Origin of the sequence: Flavitalea plasmicola, from assembly GCF_030546645.1 — a bacterium.
Taxonomy (GTDB): Bacteria; Bacteroidota; Bacteroidia; order Chitinophagales; family Chitinophagaceae; genus Puia.
On the sequence record NZ_JAUOTO010000002.1, the window covers coordinates 615510 to 637546 of the forward strand.

20 protein-coding genes are annotated in these 22037 nt (G+C 53.1%); 4 read left to right on the top strand and 16 right to left on the bottom strand.

What is annotated here, in order from left to right; genetic code table 11:
- Nucleotides 1–44: 44 nt before the first annotated feature.
- Genes Q4E93_RS07675 through Q4E93_RS07695 form a run of 5 tightly spaced genes read right to left on the bottom strand, consistent with a single transcriptional unit; the run spans nt 45 to nt 6408 of the window.
- Nucleotides 45–1397 (bottom strand): alkaline phosphatase family protein, encoded by a 1353-nt coding sequence (locus tag Q4E93_RS07675; RefSeq protein WP_303583993.1) that lies wholly within the window; start codon nt 1395–1397, stop codon nt 45–47.
- 56 nt (nt 1398–1453) lie between these two features.
- Nucleotides 1454–2242, bottom strand: a complete 789-nt coding sequence (locus Q4E93_RS07680; RefSeq protein ID WP_303583995.1) for a DUF4249 domain-containing protein — start codon at nt 2240–2242, stop codon at nt 1454–1456.
- A gap of 5 nt (nt 2243–2247) precedes the next feature.
- Complete coding sequence (locus Q4E93_RS07685) at nt 2248–4830, bottom strand: TonB-dependent receptor (RefSeq protein ID WP_303583997.1); 2583 nt, start codon at nt 4828–4830, stop codon at nt 2248–2250.
- Between the two features lie 7 nt (nt 4831–4837).
- The gene (locus Q4E93_RS07690; RefSeq protein WP_303583999.1) at nt 4838–5791 is read right to left on the bottom strand and encodes a FecR family protein; all 954 of its coding nucleotides are present in this window, start codon (nt 5789–5791) and stop codon (nt 4838–4840) included.
- A 56-nt stretch (nt 5792–5847) separates the two neighbouring features.
- Complete coding sequence (locus Q4E93_RS07695) at nt 5848–6408, bottom strand: RNA polymerase sigma-70 factor (protein ID WP_303584000.1); 561 nt, start codon at nt 6406–6408, stop codon at nt 5848–5850.
- A gap of 118 nt (nt 6409–6526) precedes the next feature.
- Here Q4E93_RS07695 and Q4E93_RS07700 point away from each other — a divergent pair, with 118 nt between their 5' ends.
- From Q4E93_RS07700 to Q4E93_RS07710, 3 genes are all read left to right on the top strand, one after another.
- Nucleotides 6527–7132 (top strand): porin family protein, encoded by a 606-nt coding sequence (locus tag Q4E93_RS07700; protein ID WP_303584001.1) that lies wholly within the window; start codon nt 6527–6529, stop codon nt 7130–7132.
- A 97-nt stretch (nt 7133–7229) separates the two neighbouring features.
- Nucleotides 7230–7802: a hypothetical protein gene (locus tag Q4E93_RS07705; protein WP_303584002.1), complete on the top strand. Its 573-nt coding sequence runs from the start codon at nt 7230–7232 to the stop codon at nt 7800–7802.
- A 77-nt stretch (nt 7803–7879) separates the two neighbouring features.
- The gene (locus Q4E93_RS07710; protein WP_303584003.1) at nt 7880–8923 is read left to right on the top strand and encodes an NAD(P)-dependent alcohol dehydrogenase; all 1044 of its coding nucleotides are present in this window, start codon (nt 7880–7882) and stop codon (nt 8921–8923) included.
- Nucleotides 8924–8927: 4 nt separating this feature from the next.
- Here the strand turns inward: Q4E93_RS07710 and Q4E93_RS07715 are convergent, their stop codons facing one another.
- From Q4E93_RS07715 to Q4E93_RS07745, 7 genes are all read right to left on the bottom strand, one after another.
- The gene (locus Q4E93_RS07715) at nt 8928–9296 is read right to left on the bottom strand and encodes a winged helix-turn-helix domain-containing protein (RefSeq protein WP_303584004.1); all 369 of its coding nucleotides are present in this window, start codon (nt 9294–9296) and stop codon (nt 8928–8930) included.
- Nucleotides 9297–9309: 13 nt separating this feature from the next.
- Nucleotides 9310–9918, bottom strand: coding sequence for a hypothetical protein (locus tag Q4E93_RS07720; RefSeq protein ID WP_303584006.1), 609 nt, complete (start codon nt 9916–9918; stop codon nt 9310–9312).
- A gap of 20 nt (nt 9919–9938) precedes the next feature.
- Nucleotides 9939–10406 (bottom strand): (2Fe-2S)-binding protein, encoded by a 468-nt coding sequence (locus Q4E93_RS07725; RefSeq protein WP_303584008.1) that lies wholly within the window; start codon nt 10404–10406, stop codon nt 9939–9941.
- Nucleotides 10407–10447: 41 nt separating this feature from the next.
- The gene (locus tag Q4E93_RS07730) at nt 10448–11746 is read right to left on the bottom strand and encodes an amidohydrolase family protein (protein WP_303584010.1); all 1299 of its coding nucleotides are present in this window, start codon (nt 11744–11746) and stop codon (nt 10448–10450) included.
- A gap of 22 nt (nt 11747–11768) precedes the next feature.
- Nucleotides 11769–13940, bottom strand: a complete 2172-nt coding sequence (locus Q4E93_RS07735) for a GH92 family glycosyl hydrolase (RefSeq protein ID WP_303584011.1) — start codon at nt 13938–13940, stop codon at nt 11769–11771.
- Between the two features lie 53 nt (nt 13941–13993).
- Nucleotides 13994–14317 carry a thioredoxin gene (gene trxA / locus Q4E93_RS07740; protein WP_303584013.1) on the bottom strand — a complete coding sequence of 108 codons (324 nt, stop codon included), beginning with the start codon at nt 14315–14317 and terminating at the stop codon, nt 13994–13996.
- Between the two features lie 595 nt (nt 14318–14912).
- Nucleotides 14913–17096, bottom strand: coding sequence for an alpha-galactosidase (locus Q4E93_RS07745; RefSeq protein ID WP_303584015.1), 2184 nt, complete (start codon nt 17094–17096; stop codon nt 14913–14915).
- Nucleotides 17097–17178: 82 nt separating this feature from the next.
- On the opposite strand from Q4E93_RS07745, the gene Q4E93_RS07750 reads away from it, so the two are divergent.
- Nucleotides 17179–17655: a DinB family protein gene (locus Q4E93_RS07750; protein ID WP_303584016.1), complete on the top strand. Its 477-nt coding sequence runs from the start codon at nt 17179–17181 to the stop codon at nt 17653–17655.
- On the opposite strand, the gene Q4E93_RS07755 is transcribed toward Q4E93_RS07750, so the two are convergent.
- From Q4E93_RS07755 to Q4E93_RS07770, 4 genes are read right to left on the bottom strand one after another with little or no spacing between them, the layout of a single operon-like run.
- Nucleotides 17652–19508, bottom strand: coding sequence for a beta-N-acetylhexosaminidase (locus tag Q4E93_RS07755; protein WP_303584017.1), 1857 nt, complete (start codon nt 19506–19508; stop codon nt 17652–17654). The genes Q4E93_RS07750 and Q4E93_RS07755 overlap by 4 nt on opposite strands.
- 28 nt (nt 19509–19536) lie before the next feature.
- Nucleotides 19537–20217 carry a LytR/AlgR family response regulator transcription factor gene (locus Q4E93_RS07760; protein ID WP_303584018.1) on the bottom strand — a complete coding sequence of 227 codons (681 nt, stop codon included), beginning with the start codon at nt 20215–20217 and terminating at the stop codon, nt 19537–19539.
- Complete coding sequence (locus tag Q4E93_RS07765) at nt 20214–21245, bottom strand: sensor histidine kinase (RefSeq protein ID WP_303584019.1); 1032 nt, start codon at nt 21243–21245, stop codon at nt 20214–20216. The genes Q4E93_RS07760 and Q4E93_RS07765 overlap by 4 nt, the downstream gene beginning before the upstream one ends.
- Nucleotides 21238–22035 (bottom strand): DUF4249 domain-containing protein, encoded by a 798-nt coding sequence (locus Q4E93_RS07770; protein ID WP_303584021.1) that lies wholly within the window; start codon nt 22033–22035, stop codon nt 21238–21240. Before Q4E93_RS07770 ends, Q4E93_RS07765 begins: the two co-directional genes overlap by 8 nt.
- Between the last annotated feature and the right edge of the window lie 2 nt (nt 22036–22037).

The window sequence follows — 22037 nt, forward strand, 5'->3', positions numbered from 1 at the left end:
CACTTAGGTTTTTTACTTACAGCTCCCTGTTACCGTTGTATAACTCATTCGTCCCTCAAAACTCCCTGCGGCAATTGCCCGTCTGGTGCGCTGAAAGAGAGATGCAGCAGCCTGGCCAGGAGCGGCGCAATATCGGTGACGCAAAGATCGGGGATCTCCTTTCCTTTGTTGACGTGCGCTCCCGCGGCAATAAATCCTGTATACATCTCCGGTATACGTGGGTCATATCCGTGGTGACCGCCTTTTACGGCGCCGAATATGCCATCAATGCCGCCTTGCCGCAAAGTAGTGCCGGGGCCCGTGCTGGCAGGGTTTGACGTTACCGCGCCGCTGAACACCAGGCCGGGAAATGCGGCCAGCGCCAACACAGCATTGCTGTCTGCGCCCAATATGTCCAGCTCTTTTCTATCAATTATCCTGAACATGCTTCTGTAGGCGATGGGCAGGGAATCCAGCCGGGCTTTCACGTTTTGTATGACAGCCTGGCGTTGGGCGCCTTGCTTTTTAACATAGAGGAATGCAGATCCCCCGGCTGCAACGAAGGATGCCTCTATTCCTTTGATCAGGATGTTGGGGCGCATGACGAAACGAAGGTCGCTGAAACCATGATCGCCCACGATCAGCACCGTACAGCTGTCTTTCATGCCACTGCGTTCAATCGCTTCCAGCACCTCACCGACGGCCCTGTCGGCCGCGGCCACTGCCAGCCGTACGCTGTCTCCTTCCCTACCCATATTATGTTCCTGTCCGTCAACGCCTGCAAAATGCACTGCCAGTAAATGGGGCTTATAGGTACGAAAAATATAAGCGGCCATCATTCCTGCGTGCGCATCCATGCTAAAAAAGGCCTCGTTCATGCTGTAGCCATCCAGCTTGCCCGTGGCTTTCGACTCTATCTCTTCTATCAGCCCGGGGGTGGCGTACTTGCGGACTTCGGTGATCCTGTCCTCCGGATCTTTGGGATCCCATATTTCAGGAATGTTGTAAGTGATATTGGGGTCCACGCTGACCGGCCATTCTATGGCGGCAGTCGTCATGCCTGCTGCTTTGATGGTCCGCCAGAGGGTAGGCACTTTGATGTCGCGGGTAAACCAGTTCCACTCACCCTTGCTGCCAACGGGCACATTGTAGTAAATGCCGCTCCTGGCAGGAAGCGCTCCCGTCAGCATGGCGGTATGTGATGGATACGTATAGCTGGGAAAAACGGATCGCATATGCCGGGCATAGGTTCCCTGTTTCATCAGTTGCCGCAGATTGGGGGCCGGCCAGCTATCATCAAGATAAAAGTCCGGTCGTAGTCCGTCGATGCTGATCAGGACTACGTGCTGGGCTTGGAGCTTTACGACAGAAAAAGGGACTACTATAAGCAGTATGAACGAATAGATATTTTTTCGCATAGGAGGTATTTAAACGCCCGGCCGCAAATTAGCGTAATCCCGATGAATGCCGGCGATTAATTGACCAACAAGGTTTTTCGCTGGATAGTCTGGGCGCTGAAATATCCCACTGCTCCGCCGGAAATATTGCTGACCGGGTTGGCCGGCGAAGCGCTTTCGTTGGCGCCTGTGGCTCCGCTGCTCAGGCTGTACCAAAACTGATAAACGGCGGCGTCATTACAGATCATATCGATACTAACACTGTCTCCCTTTTTGATATCCCGGGCGGGGTTATCCGTGTCGTTGTTGTATTGCAGCTGCGATTTAACCTTTTGACCGTCCGTAAACTCATCGTCGCTGACAAAGATGGTCGGCTCTTTCAACCCGTTGATATATTGTATAAAGTGATAATAGTTGGGAAAGTTCAAGGGGTCCTTGTAGGTCACGGTAATATACCTGGTTTTGCTAAGCGGTGCCGTGCTGACATACATGCTATCGAGGTTAACAGGCTGGGGCATCGTGGAAGCCGACGAGAAAGTCTCTCCTCCCAGGCGTATGGTGAGCAGGTAGGTATGGCCGGGACGGCCAGTGAGGGTATCGCAGATGTACAGGCCCGACCCGGACTCCTGGAGAGTGGTGATGACGCCCTGGTCCTCCACGGTCACGGCGGCTCCGCTGACGCCGGGGAATTGGTTGTTCTCGCTGAAGTCTTTTGTCCGGGTGATCGATACCTGGCATTCTCCGGGTTGATCCGTGATCCTGCCGGAGACAATATATTTTTTTTCAGTGCTGTTGAGATTGATGCTGATGACCTTCTGGCAACCGGCCAGGACTATGGGTATCAGGAGCAGAAATGCAGATCGCATATAATTTAGAATTTAAAGTTATAGGAAATGGATGGAACAAAAGTGAACAGGCTGGTACGCACTGCTTCTGTCTTATTGGGATCATTCTTACCCTGCCGGAAGGTGATCTGGTAAGCATTTTGCCGGCCGTACGCATTATACAGGCTGAAGTTCAGCTCGGAAGAGAATCGCCTGTGTTTTTTCAGCTGGAGGGTTGCGCCCAGGTCCAGGCGATGGTAGCTCGGCATACGATACGCATTCCGTTTGGTATACAGGAAGTAAACATTTCCGTCTACCGTGTATTTGCCGCTGGGAAAAGTCACCGCATCGCCTGTGTAAAAGATCCAGTCGGCCGAGATGGTCCACTTTTTACTAACCTGGTAAGTGCCTACGATGGCGATGTCATGGGTCCTGTCCTGGCGGGCATTGTACCATTGGTTATTATTGATGCCGTCGATCTTACGCTCTGTTTTGGACAGGGTATAGCTGACCCATCCCGTGAACCGACCCATTCTTTTTTTCAGGAGCCATTCAATGCCGTATGCACGGCCTTTTCCAAAAAGCAATTGTGTTTCGATGGGTTCGTTGGTATAGATATTGGCCCCATCGCGATAATCTATCTGGTGCTGCATGGTCTTGTAGTACGTTTCCACCGTCAGCTCCCACCGGCCGGCCGCAAGGTCTTTATAATAGCCCAGCGAGACCTGGTCGGAGATCTCCGGACGGATGATATCCGTATTGGCTACCCAGCGATCGGTGGGGGAAGAGGTGGTGGAATTGGATACGAGATGAAGGTTCTGCGTATTCCTGACATACGAGGCTTTAAGCGAAGTGATCTCGTTCAGCTGCCAGGCGGCAGCCACCCTGGGTTCTGCATTGAAATAAGTCTTTGTTATTTTGCTATGTTGCAGGGTGTCCAGTACATTGAATGCGGAGAGCCGTATCCCGTACGTAAAGGTCAGCCTGCCCGATGCTTTCCAGGTGTCTGTGACATATAAGGCGTTCTCCAGGGAATAACGCCGGGGAAAGATCATGGAATTAATGCCGGCATCCTTGTTGGCAGTGATCTCGCCCGGGCGGATGGCATGGTGTACAGCATTTATCCCCATATTCACCGTATGTGCGCTGCCGGCATACCACTGGATATCTTCCTTCAGGTTCCAATCCTTTATCTGGGAGATGATATTGAATTCGTTGCCGGCTTCTTTGTTGGTGATCTTAAAATCGTAGTTGCTGTAGATAAGGGAGGTGTTGGAGAACAGCTGGCTGTTGAATACGTGGTTCCATCGCGCTGTAGCCGTCGTATTGCCCCAGTTGATGCCGGCGAGGTTGTCCTGGCTCAGCACATCCCGCCCGAAATAACCGGAGAAGTAAAGGCGATCCTTCTCCCCCAGCTTGTAATTCATCTTTGCATTGAGGTCATAGAAGTACAGCCGGCTCTTGTTGACAGTGGAGTCATTGGACAGGCGAAGGAACATATCGGCATAGGTCCTGCGGCCGGAGACCAGGAATGACGACCGGTCCTTTTGGATCGGGCCTTCTATGTTCAGGCGGCTTGCAATAAGGCCGATGCCACCGCTGGCCCCGAGGTCCCTGTTATTCCCTTCATTCATTTTCACGTCGACCACGGAAGAGAGCCTGCCTCCATATTGAGCGGGCATTCCTCCTTTGTAGACGACAATATTTTTTATAGCATCCGAATTAAAGGTGGAAAAAAAGCCCAGCAGGTGAGATGGGTTGTATACAGTGGCTTCGTCCAGGAGGATCAGGTTCTGATCGGCGCCGCCGCCCCGGACATAGAACCCGCTGTTGCCGTCCCCGGCCGATTTGATGCCCGGCAGCATCTGTATCGTTTTCAGTACGTCCTTTTCCCCGAAGATGACGGGCAAGTCCTTTATTTCGGACATGCTCATACGCTCCATGCCCATCTGGGGCGTTCTCAGGCTCCTGCCGGGGGTGGTCGCACGTACGGTCACTTCCTGCAGATCTCTTGCCGCCTCCGCCAGGGGGATGTTGAGCGTCGTATCGCCGTTCAGCCGGATATCCAGTGCGACGGTGGCCATACCGACCGTGCTGATCTCCAGGTGATAGGATCCTGCCGGCAGTGTGAGGGAATAAAAACCATATTCATTGCTGACCGTTGCGGTAAAGAAGCTGGAAGTGGCGCTGCCGGCCCGGATGGTGGCGCCGATGACCGACTCGCCCGTTTTCTGCGCGCGGACGGCGCCGCTGATGGTATATTTTTCGGGTGCGGAGTAAGCCACCGGGGAATTGTAGGAGACGGGGTGCTTTGACGGGATATAGCGTAAGACAATGTTGGTCCCCACCTGGCGGAATTGGATATCATGTCCTTTCAGCAGCTGGCGCAGCACCTTGTCCAGCGGTTGTGACGTTGCTTCCAAAGAGAGATCCTGTACTGCATCCACGTCTTCCGAGCGGGCCAGGAACTTAAATGGCGTTATTTGCTCGATGGCGTGCATGGCCTCTTTCAGCGAATTGTGTTGGAGACGCAGGGTTACTTTCACCTGGGAGATGTCCTGCGCGGCGGCAGCGGTGAAAGCCGTGGCGGCCAGAGCCAGTAAGACTGTGGTTATCGTTCTTATGTTCATAATTATTTTATTGGTGAGCTCTGCCGGATAAAGTGACGGTGCGATCTTTTTCAGAAAAGGTCCAGTGAAGGTCGACGAGACTGCTCATCGCCGTCAGCACCTGAGAAAGGGGTTCCGTGTTATTAAAGCTTCCGATCATCCTGTAGCTGCGCGAGGACTGATCTTTGAAGATGAATTTTACATTGTACCACCGGCTTAGCGTACCGGCGATCTCTTCCAGCGTTTCATCATCGAACTGCAGTTGTCCGTGCTGCCATGCCAGGGTATGCGCCGTGTCGACGGATACTGTTCTGGATTGCCGGCTTTTCTCATTCCACTGCAGCTGTCTGGCGGGTGTCAGCCGATCAAGCAGGCTATGCTGGTTTTCCACCTGCACTTTTCCTCGTATGACTGTCACCGTGGTATGGGTCTCCGTTGCAAAGCTCCTTACGTCGAAGCTGGTGCCCAGGACGGTGGTGGTCAGCTGTCCTGCATGCACGACAAAAGGATGTGCCGCGTCTTCAGCAACGTCAAAATATCCTTCTCCATCCAGGAAGACCTCACGATGACTGCTGAAAGCTTTTGCATACCGCAGGGTGCTGGCCGCATTCAGCCAGACGTGGCTGCTGTCCGGCAGGCTGATGGCTGTCACCTTACCGGAGGGATTTTGGATGGAGATGAGATCAGGGCCTTTATTACCCATATACCGCCAGGCCATCCAGGCGCCGGCCAGTACCAGCAGGCAGGCGGCGGCCCGCGTTGCCATCCGGATGACGCGCAGACGCGATGCGTGCTGAGGTTTGAGATGTTGCCAGAGTCTTTCCTGCAATAGCTGCTTTTCCCCGGGATCGACGGCGGGCCATTCCACGGGCGCGGATGTGTTGACCGTTTGGTACCATTCGTGCAGTTCCTGCACTTCTTCCGGAGTGGCCATATCATCGGCATATTTCCGGATCAGGTCGTAAAGGCGATTTTGTTCCATGCTACTAATAAGTACCCATGAAAGCCCTGCAACCCTAAAGCGTAGGAAAATATTTTTTAGAAAGGAAGGATATTATTGAACTTTTGGATGTACTCCCGTAGTGTTTTTATCGCCTTTGTGATGTGGTACTCAACGGATTTGGGAGAAAGTTCCATCTTTCCCGCAATCTCGGATACGGAGAGCTGGTCCTCCCGGCTATACCTGAAGACCAGCCTGGTCTTTTCAGGCAGGGTCTCCACGACGCCATCCAGGAATTCCCTTAAGAACCGGGCGTCCAGCTTTTTTTCCGTCGCATCGTCGGTGTCCGGGCCGGCTTGCTGAAGTAAAATGTCCTGCCGGCGCTGATGGCGCACCAGCACTTTGAACACTGCATATTTGACGGCTGTACCCAGATATGCGGACAGGGAATGGATCTGCATGTCCTGTTTTCTATTCCAGAGACCGATCAGCACGTCCCCTACGACCTCTTCCGCCCATTGTTTGTTGCGGGTGTGGTAATAGCCGATGGCTACCAGCTTCTCCCAATAACGCTGGTAAATTTCGTTGAATGCCTTTTCATCGCCCTTTTGCAATGCAAGGAGCAGGTGTTGATCTTCCAATGTTGCATAGTTCGTCATACAGGTTCAGCAGCGGGTAAAAATACTACAATTCATGCTAGCTTTTTGCGGCTTCGTGCAGGGAGGCCCTCCGACAGCGGCTTTCACGCGCTTTATTTGTGAAAAAAATAAAATTGTTATGAAAAAGGTTTTACTAATTGTAGTGTGTGCAGGTGTTAGTTATTTCTCGCAGGCCCAGGTGAAATTCGGGTTCAAAGCCGGGGCCAACCTTTCCAACGTAGGAGGCAAGGATGCTGTGGGGACCAGCTCGTTGATCGGCTTTCATGGCGGCGTTCAGGCGGGCATTCCGTTGGTGAGCTCGCTCAGCCTGCAGCCTGAGCTGTTGTATTCCGCCCAGGGTTCCAAGGCGGAGGTAGAGACGTCCGGCGATGGCGACGAGATCATCACCACAAAGGCGAGCCTGCACCTGGGTTACCTGGCGCTGCCCGTCTTATTACAGTATCGCCATGCCAGCGGCCTGTTTGTACAGACGGGCCCTCAGCTGAGCTATCTCTTGTCCGCGAAAGCAAAGGCCAACGGGCAATCCGAGGACCTGAAGGATGATTTTAAGAAGACGGACCTTTCCTGGGCGTTGGGCGTAGGCTATACCATCGCCGATGGGAAAATAGGCTTCAATGTCCGGTACAATTTCGGGCTTACCAAGCTGGGAAAAGCCGCCGATGGGGAAGCAGCGGCGAAGGTATATGGGCGTGTCCTGCAGGCAGGGCTGTTCTATACCCTTTAATAATCAATTGGTTATACAAAAACCCCTACTTTGTGGGGGTTTTTGTATGTGAGGAATTCTTTGTATTTTGGCAGAATCGTCACACGTACCTCGTTCTATGAATAGAAGCATTGATTTCGCAAAAAGTATACGTAGAAAACGGCTGATCTACCAAGGTACCCGCAAACAACGGTTGTTCCTGTCGGTGAGACATTTTATGTCCGGCGCTATTACCCTGTTGATCTGCCTGGCATTGATCGCTTTTGCATACTATGGCGGGGCTGCTCTATTGATCGTTGTGCTGGTGTCGGTGCCTGCGTTGCTGGTGATCATCAGCATGTTCCTTCAGAACAGGCTGGCAACCGCCAAAAGTACCCGGACCGAGGAAGACCAGACCGCCATCATCCGCTTCCTGCTGCGGAAATACCCGGGGATCATCCGGCATAACTGCGGCGAGCAGATCATCATTATCACCAGTCCCCGCACATCCACCTTTAATAAGGAGTATCTCATCTTGCAGGATGGAGAACATATCTATATGAATATTTCCCTCTACGGCCGGGGCAACCTGAAATTTGTATTCCTGTCCATTCCTCAATACCTTACTTCGAAGGCCGTACTGAAAAATTTCCGGCAGACCATCCTCCGGAGCGCCAGGGCTACTCAGCAAAAAACTAGTGCCGTCGTTTGATCTTTACAAGTTTTTGATTGATTTTTTAAAGTTTTTATTGGTACAAAGCGGCGACATTTGTACGATAAATCTTTATTATGACGCCGACAAAAGGATATGCAGCTCAAAGCGCTACCACGGATCTCGCCCCCTGGACCTTCGAACGCCGGGACGTAGGCCCTCATGACGTTCAATTTGATATTTCGTATTGCGGAGTTTGCCATTCAGACCTGCACCAGATCCGGGATGAATGGGGAGGATCCATCTTTCCGATGGTGCCGGGGCATGAGATCGTAGGTACGGTGAAAAAGGTCGGCGCCCATGTAAAAAAATTCAAAGCAGGCGATCTGGCCGCCGTAGGCTGCATGGTCGATTCCTGCCGGGTCTGCGAAGAATGCAAGAATGGCCTGGAGCAGTATTGCACCGGCACGGGCATGGTCGGCACTTACAATGGCAGGGAGAAAGACGGGACGCCTACCTATGGCGGTTATTCCAATACGATCGTGGTGCATGAGGACTTCGTGCTTCATGTATCGGAGAAGCTGTCGCTGCCGGCTGTGGCGCCCTTGCTTTGTGCGGGCATCACTACGTACTCTCCTCTTCGTCACTGGAAAGTGGGTAAGGGACATAAGCTGGCAGTATTGGGCTTAGGAGGTTTGGGCCATATGGCTGTAAAATTCGGTGTCGCTTTTGGAGCAGAGGTCACCGTGCTAAGCACTTCTCCCTCCAAGGAAGAGGCTGCGCGTAAGCTGGGGGCCCATAAGTTCGTTGTTACGTCGGATGCTGCGCAGTTGAAAGCAGTAAAGGGGTATTTCGATTTTATCCTCGACACGGTGTCGGCCCCGCATGATTTCGGGCTTTATCTTTCTTTGCTGAAGACGGATGGGACGCATATCTGTGTGGGCGTTCCGCCGGAGCCCGCGCAGATCCATGCGTTCAGCCTGCTCATTGGCAGGAAAAGCCTGGCCGGATCATGTATCGGAGGTATTCCCGAGACGCAGGAAATGCTGGATTATTGTGCTGAGCATAATATCGTTTCGGATATAGAGATGATCGATATAAAGGATATTCATAAGGCGTATGACCGGATGGTGAAAGGCGATGTGCGGTATCGGTTTGTCATCGATATGGCGACTTTGTAAGGGGTTACCCGGTTAATTGACGGGTCTCCTCTTCCAGGAATTTTTTAAATCTTTCTCTCAGCCGGCGGTGGTAGTCTATTAATTGCATGGCTTCATCCGATATGGAAGACCCGCCGCCTTTTTCTCCGCCCGTGGCGGTGATGACCATGGGTTGGGCGGCCATGGCATTGAGGTTGTTCACCAGCTGCCAGGCTTTTTTGTAGGACATCTGCATTTTCTTTGCAGCAGCGTTGATGGAGCCTGTTTCCTGGATCAGCTGCAGCAGCTCTACAGGGCCCGGGCCAAAAAAACGCAGGCCATCGCCTTCCAGCCACAGGCTGCCGTTGACGGAGAACTGGCCTTGTTTCAGCAGACGGGAGATCTTCTTTGTCATGGAGGATAGCGCATTATTTATCCGGAAGATAGGCGCCTTTGTCGATCCAACGTTTGAATTGCCTTGCAAATTCCGCATGGTTCAAAGGCGGAGTGGTGCGGCCATCGCCAGGATGCCAGCCCCACAGCACCAGGGTATCGGATGTAACGTGGTCGATCAGCTGCTGTTTTGTTCTTCCGCCATTGAGCTTCGGATCCAGCAATTGAGCGGCCAGCTGACGGGGCGTACGTCCCTGGAAGACCATTTTCATGTCTGCGGGAGGAAGCGACCATTTAGGATTGCCCGGAGGCATATTTTCGCCGGGCGTATTTTGCGGCTGATGGCAATTGGTACATTTTAATGCGTAAACTCCCTTGCCTTCGGCGCCTCTCTGAACATTTTGTGCATGCGGGTGGCTGTCGTCGCCCTGCAGGGGTGCATCGCCCGAAGGGTGACAGTTCATGCACCTCGGGCTCATAAGTACTTTGTACACGGCCAGGAATGCTTTTTGAGAAGCGGCTTTGTCGGCGCCGGGTGCGGGCAGGCCGGGCGATGTAGTGGCGGGTTTGGTTGAGACCGCCGATGCGCTGGCGGGCTCTTTATGGAATGACATGAAGACCATGCCCAGAAAGATTGTCGTCATTAACGTGTAGATCACTTTTTTCATTGCGCACCTCCCTCCTGTAATTGTGCCGCCAGGTGAATGGCTTTGCGGATTCGTGGATAGGTACCGCAGCGGCAGATGTTACCCGTCATGGCGTCATCGATGTCTTTATCGGTGGGATGCGGATTTTCTCTCAGCAAGACAGCTGCCGACATGATCTGGCCGGACTGGCAATAGCCGCATTGAGGGACGTCTGCCTGTATCCAGGCTTTTTGCAATGGATGGCTGTTGTCGGCCGAGAGTCCTTCGATGGTGGTGATCTGCTGGCCTGCCGCCCTTTCCAACAAGGTCACGCAGGAGCGGACGGCCTCTCCATTAAGATGCACGGTGCATGCGCCACAGAGGGCCATCCCGCATCCGAATTTTGTACCGGTGAGCCCCAATACATCCCGGAGCACCCATAACAGCGGCATGTCCGGACTGGCGTCCACCTGGTATTCCTTTTGATTGACTGTCAGTTTCACCATATACAGGGCTTTATGATCACCCTTATAAATTTACGGAAAAATTATTGCTTTTCGGGACCGCTGCTGATCTTCCTGCCTTTGACCCAAATACCGTTGATCCGCCTCGTATTCCGGATGTCCACGGAAGGGTCTTTATCCAGTACGATAAAGCTGGCCGCTTTTCCAGGTTCCAGGGAACCCGTATGCTTATCCGCCTGTAGTGCGGCAGCGGCGTTGAGGGTTGCCACGCGGATGGCTTCCAATGGCGACAGTCCCGCCTGCACCATCAGCTCCATTTCCAGGTGTTCTGCAAAACCCTGCACGCGGATGGGCATTGCCCCGGAATCCGTGCCCAACGCAATGGTCACGCCTGCCCGGAAGAGCGTAAGCAGGTTCTTCATGGCGATGCGCAGGGCTTCTTTTTCCCTTTGTGCGGCAGGGTTATTTTTTATTTTTTCCTTATAAGCGGGACTGGTGATCATCTCATACACACCGGGGTCCAGGGCCTCGCGGAAAAAAGGATCGTTCAGCCATTCCGGGTTCTCTGCGTAGATGAAGGCAAATTCATCCAGGGTGAGTGTGGGGATATAAATGATATTTTTCTTCTTTATCTCCGCTGCAAAAGCTTCGTCGATCTCTTCATCCCTTATGCTGTGCGCGATGATGTCCACGCCGGCGGCTACCAGCTTCCTCGCATCCGACAGCCTGTAGAGATGGGATGCTACGCGGATGCCGTGCTGGTGGGCTTCGTCGATGATGGCTGTGTATATCTCTTCCTTCATGGCGGGGTTGCCATCCACCCATATTTTAATAGCGTCCGGCTTTAAAGGCGCCAGCTCATCGACGTCCTTTATGGCCTCTTCCTTTGTTTCAGGCCGGTAGACATGGGAGAAGCCCATGGATTCCGGGGGCAGGCTGCTCTTAACCCCGAAACCGAAGATCGCGGAATACATAGTGGCGCCCGGGATGAGGCCGGCCCTGGAAGAGTCGCGGATCTTCACGCCGACGGGCTGTTCCGTGCCCATGGAGAGGATGGCCCCTACCCCATAGTCCAGGTAGCGCTGCAATTGATGGCGGACATTGGCTGGTGTATAGTTGGCGGCGGACATGGTGGTGTCCTTTACATTGCCCAGGTGGCCGTGCACATTGCTGATGAGGGGCATGATGAATTTGCCGGTCATGTCGATGGATGCGCCTCCTGCCGGAATGGATTGGCTGATGTTTTGGATAATGCCGTCCCTGATGATGAGGTTGGTGTTTTTCCGGGCAGGTGAGCCCGTGCCGTCGATGATGGAGACGTTTTTGAGGACGATGCCGGGCTGGTAACACAGCAGGGTCAATATAAGAGATAGGTTTATCATCGGTTTTTCTGAATTTTTCCTATCATTTAAGTGAGTAGTCGGACTTTGGGCGTGCGGCGGGCGCTTGTCCGAATACAAAGTTGGGTTTGTTACCCATCGTGATCTTCAAGCTTCCGCCTTTGATGATATCCTGGTGGAGGATGTAGGTTTTGCCGTATTTCTTTCCGTTGAGCTCCACGTGCCGGATATAGATATTCTCAGGGCTGTTGTTCACTGCCTCCACGACAAAGCTTTTTCCCCCTGGCAGGCTGATAGTGGCTTTGTCCAGCAGCGGGCTACCCAGGACGTAGGCGCCGCTGGCGGGAAATACAGGATAAAAACCCATGGCGGAAAAGACGTACCATGCCGACATTTGTCCACAATCTTCATTGCCACTGACCCCGTCCGGGGCAGCCTGGTACATATTCTTTTCAATATAGCGAACCTTTTCCGCAGTTTTCCACTGGGCCCCGCCATAAGCATATAAGTAGGTGGTATGATGTCCCGGCTCGTTGCCATGGGCATACTGACCGATGAGTCCCGCGATGTCCGGCGGCGCATTTGAATCGGGTAGCGATTGCGTGGTGAAGAGCCTGTCCAGCTTGTTTACGAAGGCTTTATCTCCGCCCAGCAGCTTTATCAGTCCTTCCACGTCCTGCGGCACGAGCCAGAGGTATTGCCAGGCGTTGCCTTCAGCATAATCGTCGATCCAGGGATGCGAGGTACGGGCTGGGTCGAATACAGGGTTCCAGCTGCCATCCGCCCTCTTACCCCGGAAGAAACGGGTAGCCGTGTCGAAATAATTGCGGTAGTTCAACGCTCTTTTAGCAAACCAGGCATAGTCTTCCATCCTGCCCATCTTCCTGGCCATGAGGGCTGCGCTGCCGTCGCTGATGGAATATTCCATCGCTTTCGCCACCGATTCCTCCATCTTGTCGCAGGGAATATACCCCTGGGACCGGACATAGTCAAGGCCGGCTTCGTTGCGCAGATCCGATCCTTTTATCGCCTCGAGCGCCAGGGCCGTATCGAACCCACGGAACCCTTTCAGATAGGCTTCCGCCACCACCTGGACACCGCTGGTGCCGGGCATCGTGTTGGTCTCGCATCCCATCAGGTGCCAGATGGGGAGCTTGCCCTGCTGCTGATAGATCGCCAGCATGGTCTGCACCAGGTCGTTCACCCTATCGGGTGCAATAAGGGTGTACAAGGGATGATTGGCGCGATAGGTATCCCAGAGGGAAAAAACGGAATAATTGGTGAAGGACGCGCCCTGGTACACTTTCTTATCTGGTCCCCTGTAATCCCCATTGTGATCGTTGAAGATAGCCGGGTCGATCATGGTATGGTACAGGGAGGTATAGAAGATCTTTTTGTCTGTAGCGTCGCGTGTGTCGACGCGGATACGGGATAGCTTGTCTTCCCATTTTTTCTCCGCCTCCTGCCGAACCCTTGTGAAATCCCAATGAGGGACCTCTGCGGATATATTCGCCAGCGCACCTTCTGTACTTACGGGAGAAATACCCACTTTCAGCCGGATCACCTGTGCGGGATTCCCGAAGGTGATGAGGCCTTTTCCGCCATCGACGGTGAAGCGCTTTACGGGCAGCTGGCTTTTGATGGCGAAATACAGCCGCTGGTCATCGGCCCATCCTTTTGAATTGCGATATCCTACTATCGTATAGTCATCTGTCTGGTGAATATTCATGCCGGTGGTCTCATCGCCGATGCCTTTAGTCAGATCGATCATGATATGGAGATCCCGGCCAGGGGGGATGTGGTATTGATGAAAGCCTACTCTTTCAGTGGCAGTCAGCTCCGCATCGATGCCGGAGCTAAGGAGCCTGACGGAGTAAAAGCCGGGTTTTGCGGTCTCTTCTTTGTGGGAGTACCGGGATGAATAGGTCGTATCAAAGGAAGGCATGATCAGGACATCGCCCAGGTCGGGGATGCCTGTGCCGCTGAGATGCGTATGGGAAAAGCCGATGAGGATGCTGTCGGAGTAATGATAGCCCGAGCACCAGTCCCATCCGGAAAAATTGTTTTCCGGGCCTAACTGAACGGCGCCGAAGGGAACACTGGCGCCAACGAAGACGTGGCCGTGGCCGCCGGAGCCGATGAAGGGATCTACCAAAGAAGTGAGCCGTTGGGCATGGAGGTTGCTGCCCAAGACCAGGCAGGCTGTCATCCAGGGGACAATACGCGTAGTAATCATGCGGAAAATTATGCGATTTTGCCGACGAGAGCCAAGCTAAAAAAAAATTCTTATTAGCGCTGGCCGGCAATGACGCCTTCCAGTACGGATGCGATCTGCGCCGCGGGCAGCACACCGCTTTGCCTCCATTTGATCTGCCCGTTCCGGAACACCATCAGGGTAGGCACACTTTGGATCTGGTAAGCCGATGCAATCGCAGGATTTCTGTCAATATCCATTTTCAGGATCGTGACGGCGTCTCCCAATCTGGTTTTCAGCTCTTTTAATATCGGGGGCATCATTTTGCAAGGGCCGCACCACTCCGCAGAAAAATCCACGAGAACAGGCTTGTCGCCATTGATGAGGTCGCCGAAGCTCTTATTTTTTGTCTGTTCCATGTCCATGAGATTTAGCCAAAGTTACGCTGAAAACCCGTGGAATAAGTCCAAGTTTACCCTTAGCGTGTCTGTATTACACAATGACGAGGCTACACAAACAAGTATGCCAGCTACACCAACAAGATGTAGCTATGGACAAAAAAAGGCCTGTATTTTTAGAAAAAATTTAAGGATCACTGCTTGACTTATTGGAGTATTTCATTCTATCTTTGCCGAGTGTTCCACCAACCAAAGACTGATGGCTTGACGGACCAGCATAGTCTAACCTCATCCTTGCCGGCACACTGAGATCATACAAAACTATTCCGTCGACTACTACACATTACGCTCAGAAGCATTTTCCTTTAATTGGGTACGATTGATTATTGCGGTTAATTCCGTTCATATAGTTTTCTCATGTGACTGTCTAAAAAACAGTGCGGGGTTTGTTTCTACAGACCCCTCTTCTTTATATTATTGGAGAGGTTCTTACAAGACCTCTAAAGAGCCTCGGGCCAATCGGACAAGGCCCGCTGGAGTCGTTCGTTTTTATTATAAAAGTCAACAGGGATTGTGTCTACAATCCCTGTAATTTTTTATGGCCCACTGATATGACCTATTTGTCCTCGTTCAGCGCCAGCACGACACTGGCCCTTCCGGTATGGACATCGGGGTTGATGCCCACTTTCATCAGGAAATCCCCGGAATATACTTTCCCTTTCTCCAGGGAGGAGGCCACGCCGGGGTAAAGATCGATCTCCCTTATATGATATTTTTTAGCGGGATCTAATCCTTTCAGGCGGATGGGCAGCGGGCTGCCGGCGCCATAGCGGGCGTTGACGAGGTAGCTGAAGACAACTCCCCTGGACTTTCCTTCGTCCATATAGAGGATGGAGGCAACGCTGTTATCGGAGGGGTTAGAGAGGCGGTACTGGTCGCCTTGCCAAACCAGGTCCTTAATTGTATTATAGGTGTTGACGGCAGACGTGACATATTGCAGGTCGTTCGGGCTCAGCTTGCTGACGACGATGTCGAAGCCCAGCTTGCCCATCATGGCCACGTCGGTACGGAACTTCAGGGGTTGTTTACCCCAGTCGGTGACGTGATTGGAGGAGGCAATTGCGGGGTAGAAATAAGAGTATTCCCATTGGATGAAAATGCGTTCCAGCGGATCCGTATTGTCGCTGGGCCAGTACTCGGAAAAATATTGCAGGGCCCCATAGTCCACCCGTCCGCCGCCGCCGGAGCAAAGCATCATGGGTACTTTGGGATATTTGGCCCTAAGCCTTTCCAGCACTTTATACAGACCGTGGACATAGTCCACGTAAAAATGGGATTGGTCTTTTAGTGTGGCCGAGGCAGCGTTGTACATCACGGCATTGCAGTCCCATTTGATATAGGCAAGCGCGGGGTTTTGTGTGAAGAGGTTGTCCACGACGCCATACACAAAGTCCTGCACTTTTGGGTTGGTCAGATCCAGCACCAGCTGGTTGCGGAAATAATGTTCTTCTCTTTTTGCCTGTTTGACCACCCAGTCCGGGTGTTGTTCATACAGTTCGCTTTTGGGATTGACCATTTCGGGTTCGACCCAGATGCCGAATTTCACGCCATCAGTCTGTGCTTCCTTTACGAGGGAAGTGATGCCATTGGGCAGCTTGGACCGGTTGGGCTGCCAGTCGCCTAAGCCGGCGTGGTCGTCATTGCGGGGATATTTATTGGCAAACCAGCCGTCGTCCAGCAGGAAGAGGTCGACGCCCAGCTTTTTGGTATCCTTCAGCAGCTCCGCCAGGCGGGCCTCGTTGAAGTCAAAATAGGTGGACTCCCAGTTGTTGAGGAGGGTAAGGCGGGCCCCTTTTCCATCCAGCAGCTTGTGATCTCTTGCCCAGCGCTGGACTTTACGGCTGGCGTCCCCTTTCCCTTTATCAGAGAGACTGTACCAGCAAGGCGGCGTCGCAAACACTTCATTTGGCGCCAGGGTGTAAGGGGATGCATAATTATTGATCCCTGCGAGGATACGGAGGTTGTCCTGGGGGTCTACTTCCAGGTCGATCCTGAAATTGCCGCTCCATTCCACGCCTCCATACAGTACCGTCCCTTCATCCTCCGTAGCTGGCTTGTTCAGGGAAACCATGAATACGGGAGGCTGGTACAGGTCAGCCCTTGCGCCCAGCTTTGAGTCCAGGGTCTTGATACCATGGGTGAGGCGGGCTTCTTCCGGCTGCATCTCTTTTGCCCAATCGCCATGGTATTGACGCAGCCAATAGCTTTCCGCCTGAAGGTGGAGGTTGGCCGATGCATATTTATGAAGGATGACATTCCCCTTTTCATGGTGACGGATGGCGCTCCATTGCTCGATGACGTCTTCCTTGTAATAGGACTTATAGTAGAGTGTCACCTCAAAGTCATATACGGGATCTTTGAGGAGAATGGCCACCTGGGATACGTCGTCACTTATTCTGGTGACTTGCTGACTGACGAACCGAAGGTCAAGGGAATAATTTCCGTCCGCATGGGTCACCGATATGGCGGGCTCTATGAGGTTGCGTGAGCCGGACGGCGTATAGGCGGAATTGAAAAGGCCGGAGGGATCACCGGGCTGGCGGTAGGCAGCCGGCACCAGGGTATATTCGGTGGTATCGGACAGGCGCCGGCCATAGTAGATCGTTTGGAGATCTTTACTGGAAGTTATGTGCAGGACCAGGGCATTATTAGCGGTTTCGATGGGGATGAGAGCAGACTGGGCGGTTAATGTGAATGAAAGGATGGAAAACAGGCTCGTTAGATAGAAAGTGCGCTTCATTGAAAATGATTGAGGGCTAAAATTAGCGAAAACGCGGCCTTTAAGAATGGAGAATCCGCCAAAAAAAATGGATTTTTGTATTATGTCACACACATCTTTTGTCATCGACGAACTGGAGAGCTTGCTGGAAGCCGGAAATGCGCATGCCACATTTGAATCAGCGTTAAAGGGTTTACCCGCTTCCCTGCTGGGGAAGGTGCCCGATGGATCTGCCTACAGCATCTGGCAGCTGGTGGAGCATATCCGGATCGCACAGTGGGACATACTGGAGTTTTCAAAGGGCCCGGGGCATAAAAGTCCTCAATGGCCTGATGAATACTGGCCGAAGGATCCCGCTCCGCCGAATGCCCATGCATTGAAGAAGTCCCTGGAGCAGATAGCTGCGGACCGAAAGGCCTTTGTCGGGCTGCTGCGCAAGGCGGGCGAAGACATTTACAAGCCGTTCCCATACGGAGACGGGCAGAGTCTGTTGCGGGAAGCGCTGGTCATTGCGGATCATACCAGTTACCATACGGGCGAGATCATTCTGCTACGCCGGGCGATGGGCGCCTGGCATTAGTATACGTGTCTGCCCTGGTCCAGCCTTTTGGCCAGCTCGTCCTTCTTAATATTCACCTGCGCCCCGATGGGGTGGCCATTCCGGTAGGTGATCACATTCAGTTGTGTGGCGCCCAGGGGGAATTTCAGGGGCGTGCCGTCGTATTTCGGATAGTAGGGATCGGGGTTCGTGTTGTCGAACGTATAATAGATATCCAGCCCGCTGACCTCCGTGGACATGCTGACCGTGAAGTCACGATCTGCCTTTTTCGGCGTGAAGATGACATTGTAGGCGCTTCTTGCGTATTTGATGTTGGAGGCATCCAGGCGCTGGAACTCATGCTCCATCCTGCTGGTGAATCCGTCCCAGCTGCGGGCGGACCTGGGGCTCCAATATACTTCCGCCAGGGCCAGGGCGCGAGGCCAGGTCATGTATTCCACCTGCCGGAAGGTAGGCACGGATTCAGTCCACAGATTGCCTTGTCCACCCAATATGTATTTTTCCTCTACGCTGTCCGGAACGGGATCGTAGGTGTAGCAGTCTTTCAGCCGGCATATCCCATAAGTGGGCGGTTCGGCCGCCGACTCACCCTGGTAAAGGTCCAGGTAGCAGAAATCCCAGGGGGTCATCACCACCTGGTGGTTCATGCGCGCGGCGGTAATGCCGCCCTTCATGCCTCTCCAGCTCATCACCGTGGCTTCCGGCGCCAGCCCTCCTTCCAGGATCTCGTCCCAGCCGATGAGCTTTTTGCCTTTGCTCTTCAACATCTTCTCCATTCTTTTTACAAAATAGCTTTGCAGCTCGTCCACATTATTCAGATGCTCTTCTGTCATGCGTCGTTTGCATTTCGGGCAGCTGGCCCAGAAACCTTTATAGGCCTCATCCCCTCCTATGTGAATGTATTCGCTGGGGAAAAGGGCCGCCAGCTCGGTGAACACCTTGTCCAGCACTTCGAAGACCGTATCATTACCAATGCACAGCGCATTATCGTCCCGGGTCGGGTTCCGGAAGCCTGCATTCACGGGGTAAGGCAGCTGTGTGCAGGATAGGTTGGGATAGGATGCGATCATCGCCAGACTATGGGCGGGTATATCGATCTCGGGCAGTATGGTGACAAACCGTTGTTTGGCATATTGGATGATCTCGCGCATATCGTCCTGGGTATAGAAGCCGCCTTCCGTAGCGGGCTCACCAGCCAGCGCGGGCAATGCCTCTCCCCATCGCGCCCCGGTGCGGGCCACTCTCCAGGCGCCTTTTTGCGTCAGCATGGGCAGGCTTTTGATCTCCAGGCGCCAGCCCTGGTCATCACTGAGGTGAAGATGAAGGGTATTATATTTATAACGGACCATTTCGTCGATGTATCTTTCCACTTCCTGTTTGGTAAAGAAATGACGGCTGACATCCAGCATCAATCCGCGCCAGCCGAAGCGGGGATAGTCGGTGATCTCCGCGCAGGGGATGGGAATGGGGCCTTTGGAAGCGGCGGTGGTTTCGGGCGGCGTTAATTGCAATAGGGTCTGCAAGCCGTAGAAGACGCCGGCAGCTTCGTTGGCTTTTATACGAACAGTGGAGGGCGTGATGGTCAGCACATATCCTTCTTTACCCAGGAGGTTGCGGTCTTTCATGGTACCTACTTCCAGGATTATTTGTGTTTTCCCTCCTTTGCCCTGTGGTAACGGTGTTCCCACCTGCGTGGAGAACCATGCGGCGGCTGGCTGCAGGGAAGGGTCGTTGGTCTGAAGATGGGTGCCGGCATCGATGGTAAACTTACCTGGCTTTTCTGTCAGGGCGACGGGCTGCGGGATCAAATGAATGGGTTCGGCTACGGCGCAGATACTGACAAAAAACAAAGTGAGGAGGGAAACTACCTTCATAACAACAATTTATATTGAAGTCATGAATTTAGGCATTATGGACGACCCTGAAAAATTCATCGCGATAAAATCTGCTGAGCGGGATCTCCGTTTTTCCTATCGTGATACTTTCATTGTGGATGCTACAGATCTTATCCACCATTACGATAAAGGATTTATGCACGCGAATGTGCTTGCCGGCAGGCAGCCGCCCGCCGATGGTCTTCATGCTTTGTTTGGATAGAATGGCCCGGGGGGAGCTGGCCAGATGGATCTTAATGTAATTTCCCAGCCCTTCTATATAAAGAATGTCGTGAATGAACAATTTCGTCAGCTTGTATGCGCTCTGGATGAAGATGTAATCTTTTTTTCGCAGCTCCTGGTATTCGAGGGCTTTATGGGCGGCCTTGAGGAACCGTTGGAAGCTCACGGGCTTTACCAGGTAGTCCAGCACGTCCAGGTCATAGCCATCGGCTGCGTATTTCCGGTAAGCCGTCATAAATATGACCATGGGCTTATCCTCCAGCTCTTTCAGCAGGCGAAGCCCGCTGATACCCGGCATTTCAATGTCCAGGAACACCAGGTCTATGTTCTCTTCCCGCAGGACGTCCCTGGCCTGGTACGCGTTCTTGCACTTCTTCACCAATTGCAGGAAGGGAATGCGGCTGATATTATCTTCCAGGATATCCAGGGCGGGCGTCTCGTCGTCAACGGCTATGCATCTGATCATTGCAGGGGTATTTGCAGGGTGATGGCAAACCAGCTTTCTGTCGCCGCGTTGTCGCTGCGATAGCTTCTGGTCGTTTCCAGCCTATGGGTGCCGGGATAGATCAGGTCCAGTCTTTTTTGAAGGTTGATCAGCCCGATGCCCGGCAGCTTTTCTTCTTCCTGTAACAATGGATTGTACTTGTTCTTTACAGACACCGAAAGCATTTCGTTCGCTGCAAGGGATATATCGATCCGGATGGCGGGTGCGTCCACCAGTCCTATGCCATGCTTGAAAGCGTTTTCTACCAGGGGGATCAGCAGCATGGGCTCGATCAGCTGGCCTCCCACGCAATCCGGGGTATCGAACCGTACGGTGACATCGTCCCGGAAGCGCAGCATTTGCAGGTCTATATATGTCCGCAGGTATTCCAACTCATCTTCCAGCCGGATCTTTTCATGTCCGGTCTCATAGACAGAGTAACGCATCAGCCCGGCCAGCTCCAGCAAGGCGGGCTCCAGCATCTCCGACCTTTTCCGGGCCATCAGCACCATGCTGTTGAGGACATTCAGCATAAAATGCGGGTTTATCTGGCCTCTCAGGAAAGAGAGCTCGGTACGGAGATGTTCCGTTTCTTTTGCTTTGCGGGCCTTCTCCAGCCGGGCATTTTCGCGGAAAGCACCCATGCTGGCGCTGGCCAGGATAAAAAAGAGGATAGCCACTATCCGGCGCAGCACCGTGTGGTAATAATCATGGCCGGGCGGATGGTCATGGAGATAATAGGACAGGGCGGAAATGAAGGCTGCCGCCAGCGCCCCCAGGGCCACGGCCACGCCGTAGGTCAGGCGCTTCTTCCGGAACAGGTAGGCCGGCATCAGCCAGTAAGAATGCACATAAAAAAAGCCTATGAAAGGGACGACAGTCCATATCACCTGCAAACTTGTCCAGGACATCTGGCGGGCTTCAGGAGGGCGGGGTCCAATCAGGAGCACGCAGCAGATCAGCGCCGACCAGATGAAGCAATGGAATAATATCTTATAAAAATTACTCAATATGCACCTTGGTTTTTCCGGAGCGGAACGTATGCGCGCTGAAGTACCCCAGGGCCCCGTTGCTGATGTTGGATACCGGGTTGGCGGGGGAAGCCGCTGTATTGAAAGCCCCTCCCCTTCCTCCGGCCTCATCCAGCTGGTTGAAATAATTGAATACGGGCTCGTCGATGCAATACATCTGTACTTCCAGGGAATCGCCTTCATGCAGGGTCTCGTCGGAATTGCGCAGGTCCCGGCTGAAATATCTTCCATCTGAGAGGCGGTCGTCAAAAACAAAGATATCCTTTGTTACCAGCAATCCGTTGAGGTATTCGTTGAACAAGTAGTAATTTTTTATGCCGGGGGGGTCCTGGAAGTTCGGCACTGCACGGATGTTCTTATTGCCAAAAGCGCCCGCTTTGCGGAAAGTGATGGAATCGAGGACCACCGGATAAGGCATGGTGGAGGTCGCCGTATACAAGCTGTCCAGCAGCTGCACTGACATTGTATAGGTGTTGCCGGGCTTGCCCTGCAGCGACTGTGTGGCGTACACGCCTGGAGAGGACTCGGTGAGGCTGTCGGCATGGCCTTCATTGTCGCTGATCTTTATACTTGCACCGCTGACGGCAGGGAAGCTATTCTCCGACCCAAAGCTAACGCTTTGATTGATCTTTACTATATAGGGACCACTGGCATCTGTGATCTCGCCCTGGATGACGATGTGGGGACCGGCGTCGTCCAGGTTGAGTTTGACTTCTTTCTTACAGGAGTACAGGCTGATGGAGGCGAGTACGAGCAGGATCGGTCGCATGC